The organism is Klebsiella sp. 141153 (genome assembly GCF_032601995.1).
In the GTDB taxonomy this organism is placed as follows: Bacteria; Pseudomonadota; Gammaproteobacteria; order Enterobacterales; family Enterobacteriaceae; genus Klebsiella; species Klebsiella aerogenes.
Genome location: NZ_JAQIRJ010000007.1, coordinates 155,443 through 175,356, shown reverse-complemented (window position 1 = coordinate 175,356; position 19,914 = coordinate 155,443). Strand labels below are relative to the sequence as shown.

The 19,914-nt window shown below is 57.1% G+C and carries 18 protein-coding genes; 15 read left to right on the top strand and 3 right to left on the bottom strand.

The features are described 5' to 3' along the window. The first annotated feature begins 4 nt into the window (after positions 1–4). The 14 genes from nnr to rlmB all read left to right on the top strand — a co-directional run bounded on the left by nnr (position 5) and on the right by rlmB (position 15,973). A complete protein-coding gene (nnr, locus tag PGS10_RS15625) occupies positions 5–1,516 on the top strand; it encodes a bifunctional ADP-dependent NAD(P)H-hydrate dehydratase/NAD(P)H-hydrate epimerase (protein WP_165430619.1) in 1,512 nt (503 codons plus the stop codon). Further along, positions 1,509–1,970, top strand: a complete 462-nt coding sequence (gene tsaE / locus PGS10_RS15620) for a tRNA (adenosine(37)-N6)-threonylcarbamoyltransferase complex ATPase subunit type 1 TsaE (protein ID WP_032715469.1) — start codon at positions 1,509–1,511, stop codon at positions 1,968–1,970. The genes nnr and tsaE overlap by 8 nt, the downstream gene beginning before the upstream one ends. A 16-nt stretch (positions 1,971–1,986) precedes the next feature. Then, positions 1,987–3,339 (top strand): N-acetylmuramoyl-L-alanine amidase AmiB, encoded by a 1,353-nt coding sequence (gene amiB, locus PGS10_RS15615; RefSeq protein ID WP_032715470.1) that lies wholly within the window; start codon positions 1,987–1,989, stop codon positions 3,337–3,339. A gap of 10 nt (positions 3,340–3,349) precedes the next feature. Then, entirely contained in the window at positions 3,350–5,218 is a 1,869-nt protein-coding gene (gene mutL / locus PGS10_RS15610; protein WP_213797766.1) for a DNA mismatch repair endonuclease MutL, read from the top strand. Beyond that, positions 5,211–6,161: a tRNA (adenosine(37)-N6)-dimethylallyltransferase MiaA gene (miaA, locus tag PGS10_RS15605; protein WP_032706712.1), complete on the top strand. Its 951-nt coding sequence runs from the start codon at positions 5,211–5,213 to the stop codon at positions 6,159–6,161. Before mutL ends, miaA begins: the two co-directional genes overlap by 8 nt. A 91-nt stretch (positions 6,162–6,252) precedes the next feature. Next, complete coding sequence (hfq, locus tag PGS10_RS15600) at positions 6,253–6,561, top strand: RNA chaperone Hfq (protein WP_045396870.1); 309 nt, start codon at positions 6,253–6,255, stop codon at positions 6,559–6,561. Between the two features lie 75 nt (positions 6,562–6,636). Continuing rightward, positions 6,637–7,917 carry a ribosome rescue GTPase HflX gene (gene hflX / locus PGS10_RS15595; RefSeq protein WP_032713510.1) on the top strand — a complete coding sequence of 427 codons (1,281 nt, stop codon included), beginning with the start codon at positions 6,637–6,639 and terminating at the stop codon, positions 7,915–7,917. Between the two features lie 58 nt (positions 7,918–7,975). Further along, entirely contained in the window at positions 7,976–9,238 is a 1,263-nt protein-coding gene (hflK, locus tag PGS10_RS15590; protein ID WP_015368631.1) for an FtsH protease activity modulator HflK, read from the top strand. A 2-nt stretch (positions 9,239–9,240) separates the two neighbouring features. Next, complete coding sequence (gene hflC, locus PGS10_RS15585; protein WP_015368630.1) at positions 9,241–10,245, top strand: protease modulator HflC; 1,005 nt, start codon at positions 9,241–9,243, stop codon at positions 10,243–10,245. Positions 10,246–10,442: 197 nt separating this feature from the next. Further along, a complete protein-coding gene (locus PGS10_RS15580; protein ID WP_015368629.1) occupies positions 10,443–10,640 on the top strand; it encodes a DUF2065 domain-containing protein in 198 nt (65 codons plus the stop codon). Between the two features lie 103 nt (positions 10,641–10,743). Continuing rightward, positions 10,744–12,042: an adenylosuccinate synthase gene (locus PGS10_RS15575; RefSeq protein WP_045396875.1), complete on the top strand. Its 1,299-nt coding sequence runs from the start codon at positions 10,744–10,746 to the stop codon at positions 12,040–12,042. A 150-nt stretch (positions 12,043–12,192) separates the two neighbouring features. Next, entirely contained in the window at positions 12,193–12,627 is a 435-nt protein-coding gene (gene nsrR / locus PGS10_RS15570; protein WP_045379682.1) for a nitric oxide-sensing transcriptional repressor NsrR, read from the top strand. A 91-nt stretch (positions 12,628–12,718) separates the two neighbouring features. Then, positions 12,719–15,160 (top strand): ribonuclease R, encoded by a 2,442-nt coding sequence (rnr, locus tag PGS10_RS15565; protein WP_045396877.1) that lies wholly within the window; start codon positions 12,719–12,721, stop codon positions 15,158–15,160. 81 nt (positions 15,161–15,241) lie between these two features. Next, positions 15,242–15,973: a 23S rRNA (guanosine(2251)-2'-O)-methyltransferase RlmB gene (gene rlmB / locus PGS10_RS15560; RefSeq protein ID WP_015704174.1), complete on the top strand. Its 732-nt coding sequence runs from the start codon at positions 15,242–15,244 to the stop codon at positions 15,971–15,973. 20 nt (positions 15,974–15,993) lie between these two features. Here rlmB and PGS10_RS15555 read toward each other — a convergent pair whose 3' ends face one another. Beyond that, positions 15,994–17,289 carry an MFS transporter gene (locus PGS10_RS15555; protein WP_047046281.1) on the bottom strand — a complete coding sequence of 432 codons (1,296 nt, stop codon included), beginning with the start codon at positions 17,287–17,289 and terminating at the stop codon, positions 15,994–15,996. Between the two features lie 179 nt (positions 17,290–17,468). On the opposite strand from PGS10_RS15555, the gene PGS10_RS15550 reads away from it, so the two are divergent. Further along, positions 17,469–19,106 (top strand): isovaleryl-CoA dehydrogenase, encoded by a 1,638-nt coding sequence (locus PGS10_RS15550; protein WP_316423219.1) that lies wholly within the window; start codon positions 17,469–17,471, stop codon positions 19,104–19,106. On the opposite strand, the gene yjfN is transcribed toward PGS10_RS15550, so the two are convergent. Then, positions 19,097–19,372: a DUF1471 family protease activator YjfN gene (yjfN, locus tag PGS10_RS15545; RefSeq protein ID WP_020079815.1), complete on the bottom strand. Its 276-nt coding sequence runs from the start codon at positions 19,370–19,372 to the stop codon at positions 19,097–19,099. The genes PGS10_RS15550 and yjfN overlap by 10 nt on opposite strands. Before the next feature lie 140 nt (positions 19,373–19,512). Next, on the bottom strand, positions 19,513–19,821 hold the full coding sequence (bsmA, locus tag PGS10_RS15540; protein WP_015368621.1) for a biofilm peroxide resistance protein BsmA: 309 nt from the start codon (positions 19,819–19,821) through the stop codon (positions 19,513–19,515). Between the last annotated feature and the right edge of the window lie 93 nt (positions 19,822–19,914).

The following is a 19,914-nucleotide window of genomic DNA, read 5'->3' as shown; positions in this document are numbered from 1 at the left end:
TACAATGACGAAAAACCCTGACAGTATACCACACATCGTATGGTCAGCGGAGACGCTGCGCCAGGCGGAAAGAGAGGCGGCGGATAGTCTCGGGCTGACGCTTTTTGAACTGATGCGCCGCGCCGGCGAGGCGGCGTTCCAGCTGGCCCGCAGCCTTTATCCCGCCAGCCAGCGCTGGTTAATCCTCTGCGGCCACGGCAATAACGGCGGCGACGGCTACGTGGTCGCGCGGCTGGCGCAGGCGCAGGGCATCGTGGTAACGCTACTGGCGTTGGAAAGCGATAAGCCGCTGCCGGAAGAGGCGCAGGCCGCACGGGAAGAGTGGCTCAATGCCGGCGGCGTCATCCACGCCGCCGATAGCGCCTGGCCGGATGATATCTCATTGATTATTGACGGGCTGCTCGGCACCGGCCTGCATAGCGCGCCGCGCGCTAATGTCGCCGGGCTGATTGAACTGGCGAACGCCTACCCCGCGCCGGTTATTGCGCTTGATATTCCCTCCGGGCTGAACGCGCAAACCGGCGCGACGCCTGGCGCGGCGATCCACGCCGCCCATACCCTGACGTTTATCGCGCTAAAACCCGGTCTGCTGACCGGTAATGCCCGCGACGTTGTCGGGCGCTTACATCATCATGCGCTCGGCCTGGAGCGCTGGCTTGCCGGGCAAAACACCGCTATTCGCCGTTTTTCCGCGGCGCAGCTGGCAGGCTGGCTGCCGCCGCGTCGTCCGACGTCGCATAAAGGTTCGCATGGTCGGCTGGTGATTATTGGCGGCGATCGCGGCACCGCTGGCGCCATTCGTATGGCGGGTGAGGCCGCTCTACGTGCCGGCGCGGGTTTAGTACGTGTGCTGACCAGGGCGGAAAATATCGCGGGCATTGTGACTGCCAGGCCGGAATTGATGGTCCATGAGCTGAACGGTGACTCTCTTACCGAAAGCCTGGAGTGGGCGGATGTCGTAGCGATTGGTCCCGGTCTTGGGCTAAGCGAGTGGGGTAAAGCGGCGCTGCGACAGGTAGAGAATTTTCGCAAACCGATGGTCTGGGATGCCGACGCGTTGAACCTGCTGGCAATCAATCCCGATAAACGTCACAATCGCGTGTTAACCCCGCATCCTGGCGAAGCCGCCCGTTTATTGAATATCAGCGTGGCAGAAGTTGAAAGCGATCGCTTACATTCTGTACAGCGTCTGGTAAAACGGTATGGCGGCGTGGTGGTGCTAAAAGGCGCAGGAACCGTAGTGGCGAATGACGCGGGCGAAATCGGTATCATTGATGCCGGTAATCCCGGAATGGCCAGCGGCGGGATGGGCGATGTGCTCACCGGCATTATCGCCGCGCTGTTGGGACAGGGGCTGACCCAGTATGATGCCGCTTGCGCAGGCTGCGTGGCGCACGGCGAAGCCGCAGACCGGCTGGCCGCCAGAGATGGTGCCCGCGGGATGCTGGCGACCGATCTTTTTTGCACGCTAAGGCGTGTTGTTAACCCGGATGTGATTGACCTAGACCATGATTAACCGTGTGATTCCTTTACCCGACGAGCAGGCGACATTAGACCTTGGCAACCGCGTAGCGCAGGCCTGTAGCGGCGCGACGGTTATCTATCTGTATGGCGATTTAGGCGCGGGTAAAACCACCTTCAGCCGCGGTTTTCTACAGGCCCTTGGCCACCGCGGCAATGTCAAAAGCCCAACGTATACGCTGGTGGAGCCTTACACCCTCGAAAATCTGATGGTGTATCACTTCGACCTGTACCGCCTGGCGGATCCTGAGGAGCTCGAATTTATGGGGATCCGCGATTACTTCGCTAACGATGCCATCTGCCTGGTGGAATGGCCGCAACAAGGCGCGGGTGTACTGCCTGACCCGGATGTCGAAATTCACCTGGATTACCAGGCGCAAGGGCGTGAGGCGCGCGTAACGGCGGTCTCTTCATTGGGTGAGTCTTTATTGGCGCGTTTAGCCATTTAGCCTAAAGGATGACGGGATGAAGTATCGTATAACCAGTTGGCTGGCCGCCGCTCTGATGCTGTTCGGCACTCAGGCATCCGCGGCAAGTTTATCCGATATCCAGGTCTCAAACGGCGATCGGCAGGCCCGGATAACGCTAAGTTTTGTCGGCGATCCCGAATATTCCTTCACCCCGCAAGGTAAGCGCGTGGTGGCGTTGGATATCAAACAAACCGGGGTGCTTCAGGGGCTGCCGTTGCAGTTTAGCGGTAATAACCTGGTCAAAAGCATTCGCTCCGGCTCGCCTCAGGATACGCAATCTCTGCGTCTGTTGGTCGATCTGACGGAAGATGGAAAAACGCGGGCGGTGAAGCAGCAAAACGGCGCCAACTATACCGTCGTCTTTACCATTAATGCCGATGTGCCGCCGCCACCTCCGCCACCGCCAGTGGTAGCGAAGCGGGTCGAAGCGCCGGTAGTGTCGCCGCGTCCGAGCGAGCCGCCGCGCAATCCGTTTAAAAGCTCAGGCAGCGACAGAACCACGGTGGTGACCAGCAGTCAGCCGGCGATGACCAACAACCAGACTATTACCCGTCCGGCGGCGCGTACCGTCTCTTCTGACGATAAGATTATTATCGCTATTGATGCCGGGCACGGCGGCCAGGATCCTGGCGCTATCGGGCCTGGCGGCACCAAAGAGAAAAACGTCACGATTGCTATCGCCCATAAACTGCGAGCGTTGCTTAACGACGATCCGCAGTTTAAACCGGTGTTGACCCGTAATGGCGACTACTTCATCTCGGTCATGGGGCGTTCGGACGTGGCGCGGAAACAAAACGCTAATTTCCTGGTCTCTATCCATGCCGATGCGGCTCCGAATCGCGACGCGACCGGCGCATCGGTATGGGTGCTCTCTAACCGCCGCGCTAACAGCGAAATGGCCGGTTGGCTTGAACAGCATGAGAAACAATCGGAACTCCTGGGCGGCGCGGGCGACGTGCTGGCGAATAGCCAGTCGGATCCTTATCTGAGCCAGGCGGTACTGGATTTACAGTTCGGCCATTCCCAGCGCGTCGGTTATGATGTGGCAACCGATGTACTGAGCCAGCTGCAGCGGATCGGCAATCTGCATAAACGCCGTCCGGAGCACGCCAGCCTTGGCGTTCTGCGCTCGCCGGATATTCCGTCGATCCTCGTCGAAACCGGCTTTATCAGTAATAACGGCGAAGAGCGCCTGCTGGGTAGCGATGATTACCAACAGCAGATTGCAGAGGCGATTTATAAAGGGCTGCGTAACTATTATATGCAGCACCCGCTGCAATCAGCGCCGCGCGGCACGGCTGCGCAAACCGCCAGCGCCAGTTCGCCTGGCGGGTCGTTGATTAACTAAGGAGAAGGTCATGCCGATTCAGGTCCTGCCGCCGCAACTCGCCAACCAGATTGCCGCTGGCGAGGTGGTGGAACGTCCGGCGTCGGTAGTGAAAGAGCTGGTCGAAAACAGCCTTGATGCCGGCGCGACCCGTATCGACATTGATATTGAACGCGGCGGCGCGAAGCTTATCCGTATTCGCGATAACGGCTGCGGGATTAAAAAAGACGAACTGGCGCTGGCGCTGGCTCGTCACGCCACCAGTAAAATCGCCTCGCTGGATGACCTTGAGGCGATCATCAGTCTTGGTTTTCGCGGCGAAGCGCTGGCCAGTATCAGTTCCGTCGCTCGCCTGACGCTGACATCGCGTACCGCGGAGCAGCAGGAAGCCTGGCAGGCCTATGCTGAAGGTAGAGACCAGGCGGTAACGGTGAAACCGGCGGCGCATCCGATTGGCACCACGCTGGAAGTGCTGGATCTGTTTTACAACACCCCCGCGCGGCGTAAGTTCATGCGCACCGAAAAAACCGAGTTTAATCATATTGATGAAATCGTCCGCCGCATCGCGCTGGCGCGTTTTGATGTGACGATTAATCTCAGCCATAACGGCAAAATGATGCGCCAGTATCGTGCCGTGGCGGAAGGCGGCCCGCGCGAGCGCCGCCTCGGCTCGATTTGCGGCGCGGCGTTTCTGGAGCACGCGTTGGCAATTGAGTGGCAGCATGGCGATCTGACGCTGCGCGGCTGGGTTGCCGACCCGTTGCATACTAATCCGGCGTTAGCGGAAATCCAGTACTGTTACGTTAACGGGCGTATGATGCGCGACCGGCTGATCAACCATGCTATTCGCCAGGCCTGTGAAGATAAACTGGGCGCTGACCAGCAGCCGGCGTTTGTGCTGTATCTGGAGATTGACCCGCATCAGGTTGATGTCAATGTGCATCCGGCGAAGCACGAAGTGCGTTTCCATCAATCACGGCTGGTTCATGACTTTATCTATCAGGGCGTACTGAGCGTGCTTCAGCAGCAGCTTGATGCGCCGCTGGCGGAAGAAGACGAAGCGCCCGCGCCGCGGCAGGTGCCGGAGAACCGCGTAGCGGCGGGCGCGAACCATTTCGCTCGCCCATCGCCTGCCCGGGAACCGGCGGCGCCTGGTTATGATACTCGCGCGCCGCGGGAACCTGCCGCCGCCGGCGGCGGCTATAGCTCAGGCGGCGCCAGCTGGCCGCACGCCCAGCCTGGCTATCAGAAACAGCAGGGAGCGCTTTATCGTCAACTGCTGCAAACCCCGGCGGCGGAAAAAAAACAACCTGCGCCGACGCCTGCGGAAAGTCTGGCAGCCCACAGCCAAAGCTTTGGCCGGGTGCTAACTATTATCGGCGGCGATTGCGCGCTGCTTGAGCGCGGCGGCGCATTGGCGTTGCTGGCGCTGCCGGTGGCGGAACGCTGGCTACGTCAGGCGCAACTTACGCCGGGCGCGGAAGCGGTTTGCGCGCAGCCGCTGCTTATCCCGCTGCGTCTTAAAGTGAGTGAAGCAGAACGCAAAGCGTTGGAAAAGGCGCAGCCGGCGCTGGCGCAATTGGGTATCGATTTACAAGCAGATTCCCAGCACGTGACGGTCCGCGCGGTGCCTTTACCCTTAAGACAACAAAATTTACAAATCTTGATTCCTGAACTGATAGGCTACCTGGCGCAGCTAACGGCATTCGACGTCGGCGACATCGCCCAATGGACAGCGCGTAATCTGGCGAGCGAGCACGCGCAGTGGAGCATGGCGCAGGCGATTTCGGTTCTGGCGGACGTTGAGCGTTTATGTCCGCAGCTGATTAAAGCGCCGCCGGGTGGTCTGTTACAACCTGTTGATTTACATTCGGCAATGACAGCCCTGAAAGATGAGTGATGTAACTGAGGCGAGCCTGCCTAAGGCAATTTTTTTAATGGGGCCGACGGCCTCCGGTAAAACCGCATTAGCTATCGCCTTGCGTAAAGTTTTGCCCGTAGAGTTGATTAGCGTCGATTCCGCCCTCATCTATCGAGGAATGGATATCGGCACGGCCAAACCCGATGCCGCGGAGCTTAGCGCTGCGCCGCATCGGTTGCTGGATATTCTTGATCCGGCAGAGTCGTATTCGGCGGCGGATTTTCGTCGCGATGCGTTGGCGGAAATGGCGGATATCGTCGCCGCCGGACGCATCCCGCTGTTGGTCGGCGGGACGATGTTGTACTTCAAAGCGTTGTTGGAAGGGTTATCGCCGCTGCCTTCGGCGGATCCCGCAGTCAGGGCCAGAATTGAGCAACAAGCGGCAGAGCAGGGGTGGCACGCATTGCACCGGCAGTTACAGGAGATCGATCCCGTGGCCGCCGCGCGTATTCATCCAAATGATCCGCAAAGACTTTCCCGAGCACTGGAAGTTTTTTTCATTTCGGGTAAAACTTTAACTGAACTGACGCAAACGTCAGGAGAGGCTCTGCCGTATCAGGTGCATCAGTTCGCCATCGCCCCGGCGAGCCGTGAACTGCTACATCAACGCATTGAGCAGCGTTTTCATCAGATGTTGGCTTCAGGTTTTGAAGCAGAAGTGCGGGCGCTATTTGCCCGTGGAGATTTGCATACGGATATGCCTTCCATTCGTTGTGTCGGATACCGCCAGATGTGGTCATACCTTGAAGGCGAGGTCCCGTATGATGAAATGGTTTATCGAGGTGTTTGCGCGACGAGACAGTTAGCTAAACGTCAGGTCACCTGGCTGCGCGGTTGGGAAGATGTTCACTGGTTAGACAGTGAGCAACCTGAACAAGCGCTCAACAAAGTATTACAGGTTGTTGGTGCTAGCCAGAACTGAACGTGTACAATTGAACGGTATCGTGCGTAATTTTTTTAAGAATCGTAAGGTTCTGAGTACAAAACAAGCATACATATAAGGAAAAGAGAGAATGGCTAAGGGGCAATCTTTACAAGATCCGTTCCTGAACGCTTTGCGTCGGGAACGTGTTCCGGTTTCTATTTATTTGGTGAATGGTATTAAGCTGCAAGGGCAAATTGAGTCTTTCGATCAGTTCGTGATCCTGTTGAAGAACACGGTCAGTCAGATGGTCTATAAGCACGCAATTTCTACTGTTGTCCCGTCCCGCCCGGTGTCTCACCACAGCAATAATGCTGGCGGCGGTGCAAGCAACTATCACCACGGTGGTAGCGCGCAAGGTTCTTCTGCGCCGCAGCAAGACAGCGACGACGCCGAATAAGGCTAATGCTGTTTTTCCACGTCGGGGAGCCAGGTTTTCTGCGTTCCCCGCTGGTATTTTATAAGGGGTTTACGCTTGTTTGACCGTTATGATGCCGGTGAGCAGGCGGTACTGGTACACATCTATTTTTCGCAAGACAAAGATATGGAGGATCTCCAGGAGTTTGAATCCCTGGTCTCTTCCGCCGGTGTCGAAGCAATGCAGGTGATTACCGGTAGCCGTAAAGCACCGCACCCGAAGTATTTTGTAGGTGAAGGTAAGGCTGTTGAAATTGCGGAAGCCGTAAAAGCGACCGGCGCCTCGGTCGTGCTGTTCGATCATGCCTTGAGTCCGGCCCAGGAACGTAACCTGGAGCAGCTATGCGAATGCCGGGTTATCGATCGCACCGGTCTGATTTTAGATATTTTTGCCCAGCGAGCGCGTACCCACGAAGGGAAACTGCAGGTTGAGCTGGCGCAGCTGCGCCATCTGGCCACGCGTCTGGTACGCGGCTGGACCCACCTTGAAAGGCAGAAGGGCGGGATTGGTTTGCGCGGACCGGGTGAAACCCAGCTCGAAACCGACCGTCGATTGCTGCGTAACCGTATTATGCAGATCCTGTCGCGACTGGAAAAAGTAGAAAAACAGCGCGAGCAAGGTCGGCGGTCACGCGCCAAGGCCGATATCCCTACCGTCTCGCTGGTGGGATATACCAACGCCGGAAAATCAACGCTGTTCAACCAGATAACCGAAGCGGAAGTCTATGCCGCGGACCAACTGTTCGCCACCCTGGACCCGACGCTGCGCCGTATTAACGTCACCGACGTCGGCGAAACGGTACTGGCAGACACCGTAGGCTTTATTCGTCATCTGCCGCACGATCTGGTGGCGGCGTTTAAAGCGACGCTGCAGGAGACGCGTCAGGCGACGCTGCTGCTGCACGTCATTGATGCCGCGGATGTCCGCGTGCAGGAAAATATTGATGCAGTAAATACGGTCCTTGCTGAAATCGAGGCCGATGAAATTCCGTCATTGCTGGTGATGAACAAAATCGATGTGCTTGACGATTTTGAACCGCGCATCGATCGGGATGAAGAGAATAAACCGATTCGGGTCTGGCTCTCCGCCCAGACCGGGATTGGCGTACCACTGCTTTTTCAGGCGTTAACAGAGCGTCTTTCCGGCGAAGTGGCGCAGCATACGCTGCGCTTACCGCCGCAGGAAGGTCGCCTGAGAAGCCGTTTCTATCAGCTTCAGGCGATAGAAAAAGAGTGGATGGAGGATGACGGCAGCGTAAGCCTGCAAGTGCGCATGCCCATCGTGGACTGGCGTCGCCTCTGCAAACAAGAGCCTGCGTTGGTCGACTACGTGGTTTGACCTGGCCTGAAGATATTAACCCCTGTGGGGATATCAAAAACAAATATGGAGCATATACATGGCGTGGAATCAGCCCGGTAATAACGGACAGGACCGCGACCCGTGGGGAAGCAGCAAAAATGGCGGCAACTCTGAGGGAAATGGCAACAAAGGCGGTCGCGATCAGGGGCCGCCCGATCTGGATGATATCTTCCGCAAGTTAAGCAAAAAACTTGGCGGTCTCGGCGGCGGTAAAGGCGGCCAGGGTGGCGGTAATGTGACTCAGGGCCCGCGCGGTCCAATGGGTGGGCGCATTGTCGGCATCGTTGCTGCAGCGGCGGTGATTATCTGGGCAGCCAGCGGTTTCTATACCATCAAGGAAGCGGAACGTGGTGTGGTGACACGCTTTGGCAAGTTCAGTCATCTGGTTGAGCCAGGTCTGAACTGGAAGCCAACCTTTGTCGATAATGTGCAAGCGGTGAACGTCGAGTCGGTTCGTGAACTGGCCGCATCCGGTGTGATGCTGACTTCCGATGAGAACGTCGTGCGCGTTGAGATGAACGTACAGTACCGGGTGACCGATCCGGAGCGCTACCTGTTTAGCGTGACCAGCGCCGACGATAGTCTGCGTCAGGCCACCGACAGCGCCCTGCGCGGCGTCATTGGTAAGTACACCATGGACCGTATCCTGACCGAAGGTCGTACCGTTATCCGTAGCGATACCCAGCGCGAGTTGGAAGAGACCATTCGTCCGTACAACATGGGTATCACCCTGCTGGACGTCAACTTCCAGACGGCGCGTCCGCCGGAAGAGGTGAAGGCCGCGTTTGATGATGCCATTGCCGCGCGTGAGAACGAGCAGCAGTACATCCGCGAAGCGGAAGCCTATACCAACGAAGTTCAGCCGCGTGCTAACGGTCAGGCGCAGCGTATCCTCGAAGAGGCGCGTGCGTATAAAACCCAGACCGTACTGGAAGCGCAGGGTGAAGTCGCTCGCTTTGCGAAGATCCTGCCGGAATATAAAGCCGCGCCGGAAATTACCCGCGAGCGTCTGTATATCGAAACCATGGAAAAAGTGCTGAGCCATACCCGCAAAGTGCTGGTTAATGACAGCAAGGGCGGCAACCTGATGGTTCTGCCATTGGATCAGATGCTGAAAGGCGCCACCGGCGCGCCGGCAAAGAGCGATAGCAGTGGCGCAAGCGATCTGCTGCGCCTGCCGCCTGCGTCCAGCTCAAGCAGCGCCAGCACCTCATCAACCTCGAGTTCAACCGGGGGTACCATTATGGACCAACGCCGCGCCAACGCGCAGCGTAACGACTACCAGCGTCAGGGGGAATAACGATGCGTAAATCTGTTATCGCGATCATTGTCGTCGTGCTGGTAGTGCTCTACATGTCTGTCTTCGTGGTGAAAGAAGGCGAGCGCGGCATTACGCTGCGCTTCGGCAAAGTTCTGCGCGACGATGAGAACAAGCCGCTGGTGTATGCGCCGGGTCTGCACTTCAAGATCCCGTTTATTGAATCCGTGAAAATGCTGGATGCGCGTATCCAGACCATGGACAACCAGGCTGACCGCTTTGTTACCAAAGAGAAGAAAGATCTGATCGTCGACTCCTATATCAAGTGGCGCATCAGTGACTTCAGTCGTTACTATCTGGCGACCGGCGGCGGCGACGTCTCCCAGGCCGAAGTTCTGCTGAAGCGTAAGTTCTCTGACCGTCTGCGCTCTGAGATTGGTCGTCTGGACGTGAAAGACATCGTGACTGATTCCCGCGGTCGTTTGACCCTGGAGGTGCGTGATGCGCTGAACTCCGGTTCTGCTGGTACAGAAGATGAAGTCTCGACGCCGGCAGCCGATGACGCTATCGCTAAAGCGGCAGAGCGTGTAGAAGCTGAAACTAACGGTAAGGTTCAGGTGATCAACCCGAACAGTATGGCGGCGCTGGGTATTGAAGTCGTTGACGTACGTATCAAGCAGATCAACCTGCCGGCTGAAGTGTCTGAAGCGATCTACAACCGTATGCGCGCCGAGCGTGAAGCGGTTGCTCGTCGCCATCGTTCACAAGGTCAGGAAGAAGCGGAAAAACTGCGCGCTACCGCGGACTATGAAGTGACCAAGACCCTTGCGGAAGCCGAGCGTCAAGGGCGTATTCTGCGCGGTGAAGGCGATGCCGAGTCGGCAAAACTGTTTGCCGATGCATTCAGTCAGGATCCGGGCTTCTATGCCTTTATCCGTAGCCTGCGCGCTTATGAGAAGAGCTTCCAGAGCAACCAGGACGTGATGGTCCTCAGCCCGGATAGCGATTTCTTCCGTTACATGAAGTCACCGGATTCCGTGCGTAAATAAGCCGGGTCAGTGTGAAATCAGAAGGCGCCTTGCAAGAGGCGCCTTTTTTCATGCCATAGATTGTGATTTTTCTCTCAGCTAGTGGTTTCATATTGCCTGTGAAATGCCGGAGAATGTGAAGAAAGAAAAAGGGTTTGCGGTAATACTCACCGGCGCCAACTGGCGGCGGTTTTGTTTTTCTATAAGGGTCATCAATAATGAATGCAACAATTTGGCTGGCACTGGCGCTGGTTTTAGTTCTCGAAGGTCTTGGCCCACTGCTTTATCCCCGCGCCTGGCGCAAGATGGTAGCGACAATGAGCCAACTGCCGGATAATTTATTGCGTCGCTTTGGCGGCGGTCTTGTGGTGGCTGGCATTGTCATCTACTACATGTTGAGGAAATCGATTGGCTGATCAAAAAATAATCGGATTACCCTCATTTTGAGTGCAAAAAGTGCTGTAACTCTGAAAAAGCGATGGTAGAATCCATTTTTAAGCAAACGGTGATTTTGAAAAAATGGGTAACAACGTCGTCGTACTGGGCACCCAATGGGGTGACGAAGGTAAAGGGAAGATCGTCGATCTCCTGACAGAACGGGCTAAATATGTTGTGCGCTACCAGGGTGGCCATAACGCAGGCCATACTCTCGTAATCAACGGTGAAAAAACCGTCCTCCATCTTATTCCATCAGGTATTCTCCGTGAGAATGTAACCAGCATCATCGGAAACGGTGTTGTGCTGTCTCCGGCTGCGCTGATGAAAGAGATGAAAGGTCTGGAAGACCGTGGTATCCCTGTTCGTGAGCGTCTGCTGCTCTCTGAAGCCTGCCCGCTTATTCTCGATTATCACGTCGCGCTGGACGTAGCGCGTGAAAAAGCGCGTGGCGCGAAAGCTATCGGTACGACCGGTCGCGGTATCGGCCCGGCTTACGAAGATAAAGTCGCCCGTCGCGGCCTGCGCGTTGGCGACCTGTTTGATAAAGCCACCTTCGCTGACAAACTGAAAGAAGTGATGGAATATCACAACTTCCAGTTGGTGAACTTCTATAAAGCAGAAGCGGTTGACTACCAGAAAGTGCTGGACGATGTGATGGCGATTGCCGACATCCTCACCAGCATGGTCGTTGACGTTTCCGATCTGCTCGATCAGGCGCGTCAGCGCGGCGACTTCGTGATGTTCGAAGGCGCGCAGGGCACGCTGCTGGATATCGACCACGGTACCTATCCGTACGTAACTTCCTCCAACACCACCGCGGGTGGCGTGGCGACCGGTTCCGGCCTGGGCCCGCGTTATGTGGATTACGTTCTGGGTATCATCAAAGCTTACTCGACTCGCGTAGGCGCGGGCCCGTTCCCGACCGAGCTGTTTGATGAAACCGGCGAGTTCCTGTGCAAGCAGGGTAACGAATTCGGCGCCACTACCGGCCGTCGTCGTCGTACCGGCTGGCTGGACGCTGTCGCGGTACGCCGTGCGGTGCAGATTAACTCCCTGTCCGGCTTCTGCCTGACCAAACTGGACGTCCTTGACGGCCTGAAAGAAGTGAAAATCTGCGTCGGTTACCGTATGCCGGACGGCCGTGAAGTGACTACCACTCCGCTGGCTGCCGACAACTGGGAAGGTATCGAGCCTATCTACGAAACCATGCCGGGCTGGTCCGAAACCACCTTCGGCGTGAAAGAGCGTAGCGGCCTGCCGCAGGCAGCGCTGAACTACATCGCGCGTATTGAAGAGCTGACCGGCGTGCCGGTTGATATCATCTCTACCGGTCCTGACCGTACTGAGACTATGATTCTGCGCGATCCGTTCGACGCGTAATCATCATCCAGGGGCGCCGTTCGGGCGCCCTTGTTTTTGCAGTTCGCCCGCCCCATTTCAAATAAATTAGCGGCCTGAGCGCTGGCTGGTTTATCATCAATAGAGTTAATACCCGCGGATTCACCGCTTTCCCCTTACCCTGAGGTTGATGTGCAGTTAACGAGTTTCACCGATTACGGATTACGCGCGCTGATTTACATGGCGTCGTTGCCGGATGACCGAATGACCAGTATTTCCGAGGTGACGGATGTCTATGGCGTTTCCCGTAATCATATGGTCAAAATAATCAATCAGTTAAGCCGTGTTGGCTATGTGACGGCCGTGCGGGGAAAGAATGGGGGGATTCGCCTTGGCAAGCCGGCTAAAATGATTCGCGTGGGTGATGTTGTGCGCGATCTGGAGCCGCTATCGCTGGTGAATTGCAGCAGCGAATTTTGCCACATTACTCCCGCTTGTCGCCTGAAACAGGCACTTGCCGAAGCCGCGCAAAGTTTCCTGAAGGAACTGGATAACTACACGCTGGCCGATTTGGTTGAAAAGAATCAACCGCTATATAAATTATTACTGGTGGAAGAAAAGCGCTGAATGATTTGCGCCGCAGCGTAAAGAGAACCCACAAAGCGGCGGCGTAAAACGCAGTCAGACTTTCATCGGAGATGACAACGGAGGAACCGATATGTCACAAGACCCATTCCAGGAACGCGAAGCTGAGAAGTACGCGAATCCCATCCCGAGCCGGGAATTTATCCTCGAACATTTAACCAAACGTGAAAAACCGGCCAGCCGTGACGAGCTGGCGATTGAGTTAAATATTGAGGGCGAAGAACAAACTGAAGCGCTGCGTCGCCGCCTGCGGGCAATGGAACGCGATGGCCAGCTGGTCTTCACTCGCCGTCAGTGCTATGCCCTGCCGGAACGTCTCGATTTAGTCAAAGGCGTCGTTATTGGCCACCGCGACGGCTACGGCTTTTTACGCGTCGAAGGGCGCAAAGACGACCTGTATCTTTCATCTGAGCAGATGAAAATGTGTATTCATGGCGACCAGGTGTTGGCCCAGCCGCTGGGCGCGGACCGTAAGGGCCGTCGCGAAGCGCGCATCGTTCGCGTGCTGGTGCCGAAAACCAGCCAGATCGTCGGCCGTTACTTCACCGATGCCGGCGTGGGCTTCGTGGTGCCGGACGACAGCCGTCTAAGCTTCGATATCCTGATCCCGCCTGAAGAGATCATGGGCGCCCGCATGGGTTACGTGGTGGTGGTCGAACTGACCCAGCGTCCAACCCGTCGTACCAAGGCGGTCGGCAAAATAGTTGAAGTGCTGGGCGACAACATGGGCACCGGCATGGCCGTTGATATGGCGCTGCGTACCCATGAGATCCCTTACGTCTGGCCGCCGGCGGTGGAAAAACAGGTCTCCGGCCTCAAAGAGCAGGTGCCGGAAGAGGCGAAAGCCGGGCGCGTTGATTTGCGCTCTCTACCGCTGGTTACTATTGACGGCGAAGATGCCCGCGACTTTGATGACGCGGTGTACTGCGAGAAAAAACGCGGCGGCGGCTGGCGTCTGTGGGTGGCTATCGCCGACGTGAGTTACTACGTGCGCCCCGGTACGCCGCTGGACGGCGAAGCGCGCAGCCGCGGGACGTCAGTCTACTTCCCTTCGCAGGTCGTACCGATGCTGCCGGAAGTGCTGTCCAACGGCCTGTGCTCGCTGAATCCACAGGTCGATCGCCTGTGTATGGTCTGCGAAATGACGATCTCGTCAAAAGGTCGCCTGACCGGCTTTAAATTCTATGAAGCGGTGATGAGCTCTCACGCCCGTCTCACCTACACCAAGGTTTGGCATATGCTGCAGGGCGATCAAGAGCTGCGCGAACACTACGCGCCGCTGGTGAAGCATATTGAAGAGCTGCATAACCTCTATAAGGTGCTGGATGGCGCCCGTGAAGAGCGCGGCGGTATCTCATTTGAAAGTGAAGAAGCTAAATTCATCTTCAACGCCGAGCGTCGTATCGAGCGTATCGAACAGACTCAGCGTAACGATGCGCACAAGCTGATCGAAGAGTGCATGATTCTGGCGAACATCTCCGCGGCGCGTTTCGTTGAGAAAGCGCAGGAGCCAGCGCTGTTCCGTATTCACGATAAGCCAAGCACCGAAGCGATTACCGCCTTCCGCACCGTGCTGGCGGAGCTGGGGCTGGAGCTGCCGGGCGGCAACAAACCGGAGCCGCGCGATTACGCCGAGCTGCTGACTTCCATCGCCGATCGCCCGGATGCGGAAATGCTGCAGACGATGCTGCTGCGTTCCATGAAGCAGGCGGTCTACGATCCGGAAAACCGCGGCCACTTCGGCCTGGCGCTGCAGTCATACGCGCACTTCACCTCGCCGATCCGTCGTTATCCTGACCTGTCGCTGCATCGCGCTATTAAGTATTTACTGGCGAAAGAGCAGGGACATAAAGGCAATAGCACCGAGACCGGCGGTTGGCACTACAGCATGGAAGAGATGCTGCAGCTGGGCGAGCACTGCTCGATGACCGAGCGCCGCGCCGATGAAGCGACGCGCGAAGTGTCAGACTGGCTGAAGTGCGACTTCATGCAGGATCAGGTGGGCAACACCTTCTCCGGCGTGATCGCAAGCGTCACCGGCTTTGGCTTCTTCGTCCGCCTGAACGATCTGTTTATCGATGGTCTGGTACATGTCTCCTCGTTGGATAATGACTACTATCGCTTCGACCAGGTCGGGCAGCGGCTGATTGGCGAGTCCGGCGGCCAGACTTACCGCCTGGGCGACCGCGTGGAAGTGCGCGTCGAAGCGGTCAATATGGATGAGCGTAAGATTGATTTCAGCCTGATTTCCAGCGAACGCGGTCCGCGTAATGTTGGCAAAACCGCACGCGAAAAAGCGAAGAAGGGCGCGCCGGGTAAAAACGGCGGCGGCCGTCGTCGTCAGGTAGGCAAGCAGGTAAACTTCGAGCCAGATAGCGCCTTCCGTAAGGAAAAAGAGAAAGCTAAAGCCAAACCGAAAGGCGAAAAGAAAGCGAAAAAACCGTCGGCGAAAACGCAGAAAATCGCCGCGGCAACCAAAGCCAAGCGCGCGGCGAAAAAGAAGATCGCCGAGTGATTGACGTCCCTTCGCCCTGAAGTCTGCTGGCGCAGAACGGGGTGAAGGGAACGGATAACAGAACCTAAAACGAGTACATCAATGAGTGAAATGATTTACGGCATCCATGCGGTGCAGGCACTGCTGGAACGCGCCCCTGAGCGTTTTCAGGAAGTTTTTATTCTGAAAGGCCGTGAGGATAAGCGTCTGCTGCCGCTGATCCATGCCCTTGAAGCGCAGGGCGTGGTGATTCAGGTTGCCAGCCGCCAGTTCCTCGATGAGAAAAGCGAAGGCGCGGTGCATCAGGGCATCATTGCCCGCGTGAAGCCGGGACGTCAGTATCAGGAAAACGATCTGCCGGATCTGCTGGCGCAGTTCGATCAACCGTTCCTGCTGATCCTCGACGGCGTCACCGATCCGCACAACCTCGGCGCCTGCCTGCGTAGCGCCGACGCCGCAGGCGTGCATGCGGTGATCGTGCCGCGCGATCGTTCCGCTCAGCTCAACGCTACGGCGAAAAAAGTCGCCTGCGGCGCGGCGGAAAGCGTGCCGCTGATCCGCGTCACCAATCTGGCGCGTACTATGCGTCTGCTGCAGGAAGAAAACGTGTGGATTGTCGGTACTGCCGGCGAAGCCGACCATACGCTGTTCCAGAGCAAAATGACCGGCCCGATGGCGCTGGTGATGGGCGCGGAAGGTGAAGGTATGCGTCGTTTGACCCGCGAGCATTGTGATGAACTGATCAGCATCCCGATGGCGGGTAGCGTCTCTTCGCTGAACGTCTCTGTCGCCACCGGTATCTGCCTGTTTGAAGCGGTGCGCCAGCGCAGCTAAGCCGCCGCTGGCGCGGCGGGTTAGTCGTCCAGCGCGCGCAGATGGTCGTTCTTATTGAGCGTCATTAGCGCGGCTATACTGACGACGGCCGTCGCCATCACGTAGTACGCCGGAATATCCAGATTACCGGTCTGTTTAATCAGGCCGGTAATGATCAATCCGGCGCAGCCGGAAAACACGGCATTTGATAGCGAATAGGCTAACCCCAGCCCGGTATAACGCACCCTGGTAGGGAACATCTCCGCCAGCATCGCCGGCCCAGGCCCGGCCAGAATCCCCACCAGTCCACCCGCAATCAGCACCACGATACCTTTCACCAGCAGCGTGCTGCTTTCCGCCTGCAATATTTTCAGCAGCGGCAGCGCCAGTACCAGCAGCAATACCGCAGCCGCGACCATCACCCGCCGACGTCCCCACTGATCGCTGAGCATCCCGGCAGGCAAGATGGTGATGGCGAAGCCAATGTTGGAGATCACCGCAATCAGCAGCGCCTGATTAAAACCGGTGTGCAGCGCGGACTGGAGGTACGAGGGCATGATCACCAGGTAGGTATAACCCGCCGCCGACCATACCATCAGCCGGCCAATGCCGGTGAAAATCGCTTTGAGCGTCTGGCGCCAACTGGCGCGGGTTTCCGCAGGCGGCGTAGTCTGCTGCTGGCGTAAAAAGCCCGGCGTCTCTTCCATTTTAACGCGTAGCCATAGCGCAACGATGCCCATCGGTATGGCGAGGAAAAAGGGAATTCGCCAGCCCCAGTCATGCAGCGCTTCGGGGCTCAGTACGGCGGAAATCAGCGCGACCACGCCTGCGCCTGCCAGCAACCCTAATGCCACGGTAAAAGATTGCCATGCGCCATACAGACCGCGTTTACCTTTAGGGGCGAACTCGGTCATCAGCGATACCGCTCCTCCATACTCGCCGCCGGCAAACAACCCCTGCAGAATACGTAATCCGGTCAGCAGGAGTGGCGCCGCAATACCGATGCTGGCGTAAACCGGTACCAGCCCGATTGCCGTGGTGGCGAGCGTCATCAGTACCAACACGATAATCAGCGTCGGCTTGCGACCAATACGATCGCCAAGACGGCCAAAAACGATGGCGCCCAGCGGGCGAAAGAAGAACGCAATCGCGAAAGAGGCGTAAGTCAGAATCAGCCCGGTCAGCGGCGCTTCCCCGTTCAACTGGAAGAAGTTTTTTGCAATTACGGTCGCCAGAAAGCCATAGACCGCAAACTCGTACCATTCAATAAAGTTACCGATAGAACCGGCGATCAGCGCGCGTTTTTGCGCCGCTGATGTTGTGCTGGCGGTGTGCATAGGAAGCCCCGACTGATACAAAACAGTAACGAATGAATAAATTATTCCATACATTTTTTCTGAGGAAATTTTAAATTCTTATGCCTGTGATGGGCTTCACGAAGGCGTAGCGGTTTTTTTGTGACCGTCTATGCGGGCGACCATACTTACTGTCAGAGCCATTGACGGAGGGAGACATCATGCACTGGCAAACGCATACCGTATTCAATCAACCGACGCCGCTGTGTAACAGCAATCTGTTTTTGTCCGATACCGCGCTTTGTGAGGCGGTAGTGCGTGAAGGCGCCGGTTGGGATGGCGATCTGCTCGCCAGCATCGGCCAACAGTTGGGCACGGCGGAATCGCTGGAGCTGGGGCGACTGGCGAATAGCAACCCGCCAGAACTATTACGCTATGACGCCACCGGCGCCCGGCTGGATGACGTGCGGTTTCATCCCGCCTGGCATTTGCTGATGCAGGGACTGTGCGCCAACCGGGTGCATAATCTCGCCTGGCAGGAAGACGCCCGCGCGGGTTCATTTGTTGCCCGTACCGCCCGCTTTATGCTGCATGCCCAGGTGGAGGCGGGAACGTTATGCCCGATAACCATGACCTTCGCCGCAACGCCGCTGCTGCAGCGCGCGTTACCTGCGGTGTTCAGCGATTGGTTGCCGCCATTACTCAGCGATCGCTATGACCCGCATCTCGCACCGGGCGATCAGAAACGTGGATTGCTGATTGGCATGGGAATGACCGAAAAACAGGGCGGTTCGGATGTGCTCAGCAATACCACCCGAGCGGAAAAAACGGCGGAAGGATTCTATCGGCTGGTGGGCCATAAATGGTTCTTCTCGGTGCCGCAGAGCGATGCGCATCTGGTATTAGGCCAGACGCCGGGCGGGCTCTCCTGCTTCTTTGTGCCGCGCTTTTTACCCGATGGCCAACGCAATGGCGTGAGCCTGGAGAGGTTGAAAGATAAATTAGGTAACCGCTCTAACGCCAGTAGCGAAGCCGAATTCTTTGACGCCTGTGGGTGGCTGATAGGCGAAGAGGGCGACGGCGTGCGGCAAATTCTCAAGATGGGCGCGCTGACCCGCTTCGACTGCGCGGCCGGCAGCCATGCCCTGATGCGCCGCGCATACTCGGTGGCGCTGTACCATGCGCTGCAGCGTCAGGCGTTCGGCAAGAATCTGGCCGATCAGCCGATGATGCGTCAGGTGCTGGGCCAGATGGCGCTGCGTCTTGAAGGACAAACCGCTTTTCTGTTCCGTCTGGCCCGCGCCTGGGATCGGCGCGACGATGCGCATGAAGTGCTATGGGCTCGTTTATTTACCCCGGCCGCCAAGTTTGCTATCTGTCGCGCCGGTATACCGTTTGTCGCCGAGGCGATGGAAGTGCTGGGCGGTATCGGTTATTGCGAAGAGAGCGAACTCCCGCGCTTATATCGTGAGATGCCGGTGAATAGTATCTGGGAAGGTTCCGGCAATATTATGTGCCTCGACGTAATGCGGGTGCTTGGCAAGCAGCCGGCGGCGTTAGAAATGCTGGCGGCGGAGTGCGCTGAGGTCAAGGGGCAGAACCGGCATTATGACCGCGCGTGGCGACAGCTTCAGCAACTCTTGCGGCGACCTGTTGAGGCGCAGGGACGAGAAATAGCGCGTCTGGTGTATTGCCTGGGGGCGGGGGCGCAGATGCTGCGCTTTGCATCGCCGCCGCTGGCCCAGGCGTGGTGCCGGATGATGCTGGATCCGCGAGGAGGTATCCGCCTGGACGCTCAACTGCTGGACGATGCGCTGCTACGGGCGATGGGGCGCGGACGACAGCCGTCTCAGGCGTAGAGAATGGCCTGCACCCGCCAGCTATCCGGCTGCGGCTCTTCATACATCTGAACGATACGATACCAGGAAGCGCCCTGCTCATCGGCTTTTACGGCAATGGCGTGCTCGACATCCTGCTGACTGCCGGAGATATTATTGACGGAAATCAGACCAATTTCGTTCAGGCCAGTGACGCAATCCGCACTGGCGAATTCGGCTGACTGAGCGGAAGTATTGGCCGTCGCGGTAGTCAGCAACAGGCTGGGTAAGGTCAGTGATCGTTTCATCGTCAGCTCCATTTCACGTAATCCCGAGGGCAGTCCGTTTGCTAACGTTCTGCCAAAAAGGCTGGCCGAACGTTATTATGCGCAGGAGAACGTGAATGGACGCAAAGCAGTGTAAAGCTGGTTAAAAACGCATCACACCGCTATTTATGATACAGAATCGCTTGCGAATACCACTGGCCGGGAACCATGGTGTCATCGATCATAACGATGACGTAGTAATCCGCTTTTGCGGCTTCTGCTTTGGCTTTCAACGCGGTCTCGACATCCATCGGCGAACCGTACATCAGCACGCTGACGGTACCTATCTTTTGCAGGCCCTCAGTCTGATTGCGACGAATTTCCTGCGGATGGTCGCTTGCCGGCGGCGGCGCCTCCGGCGTACCCTGCAGGACGCTACATCCGCTTAAGGCGAGAGCCAGTAACCACGGTGTAAACCTACGCATGACCATATCTCGTTTCCTGATAGTGATAGTGTAGTGGTAGCCTGAACATCATTTCTGGGGAATGTTCCCGAATTGTTATCTATCGCGCGATTTTCGAAT

Bases quoted from the DNA above. Each gene is read 5' to 3' on its own strand.
- yjfN (WP_020079815.1), bottom strand. From the start codon at position 19,372: ATGAAACGATCACTGACCTTACCCAGCCTGTTGCTGACTACCGCGACG.
- miaA (WP_032706712.1), top strand. From the start codon at position 5,211: ATGAGTGATGTAACTGAGGCGAGCCTGCCTAAGGCAATTTTTTTAATG.
- tsaE (WP_032715469.1), top strand. From the start codon at position 1,509: ATGATTAACCGTGTGATTCCTTTACCCGACGAGCAGGCGACATTAGAC.
- PGS10_RS15575 (WP_045396875.1), top strand. From the start codon at position 10,744: ATGGGTAACAACGTCGTCGTACTGGGCACCCAATGGGGTGACGAAGGT.
- amiB (WP_032715470.1), top strand. From the start codon at position 1,987: ATGAAGTATCGTATAACCAGTTGGCTGGCCGCCGCTCTGATGCTGTTC.
- PGS10_RS15580 (WP_015368629.1), top strand. From the start codon at position 10,443: ATGAATGCAACAATTTGGCTGGCACTGGCGCTGGTTTTAGTTCTCGAA.
- PGS10_RS15550 (WP_316423219.1), top strand. From the start codon at position 17,469: ATGCACTGGCAAACGCATACCGTATTCAATCAACCGACGCCGCTGTGT.
- nnr (WP_165430619.1), top strand. From the start codon at position 5: ATGACGAAAAACCCTGACAGTATACCACACATCGTATGGTCAGCGGAG.
- mutL (WP_213797766.1), top strand. From the start codon at position 3,350: ATGCCGATTCAGGTCCTGCCGCCGCAACTCGCCAACCAGATTGCCGCT.
- hfq (WP_045396870.1), top strand. From the start codon at position 6,253: ATGGCTAAGGGGCAATCTTTACAAGATCCGTTCCTGAACGCTTTGCGT.
- PGS10_RS15555 (WP_047046281.1), bottom strand. From the start codon at position 17,289: ATGCACACCGCCAGCACAACATCAGCGGCGCAAAAACGCGCGCTGATC.
- rnr (WP_045396877.1), top strand. From the start codon at position 12,719: ATGTCACAAGACCCATTCCAGGAACGCGAAGCTGAGAAGTACGCGAAT.
- hflC (WP_015368630.1), top strand. From the start codon at position 9,241: ATGCGTAAATCTGTTATCGCGATCATTGTCGTCGTGCTGGTAGTGCTC.
- bsmA (WP_015368621.1), bottom strand. From the start codon at position 19,821: ATGGTCATGCGTAGGTTTACACCGTGGTTACTGGCTCTCGCCTTAAGC.
- hflK (WP_015368631.1), top strand. From the start codon at position 7,976: ATGGCGTGGAATCAGCCCGGTAATAACGGACAGGACCGCGACCCGTGG.
- rlmB (WP_015704174.1), top strand. From the start codon at position 15,242: ATGAGTGAAATGATTTACGGCATCCATGCGGTGCAGGCACTGCTGGAA.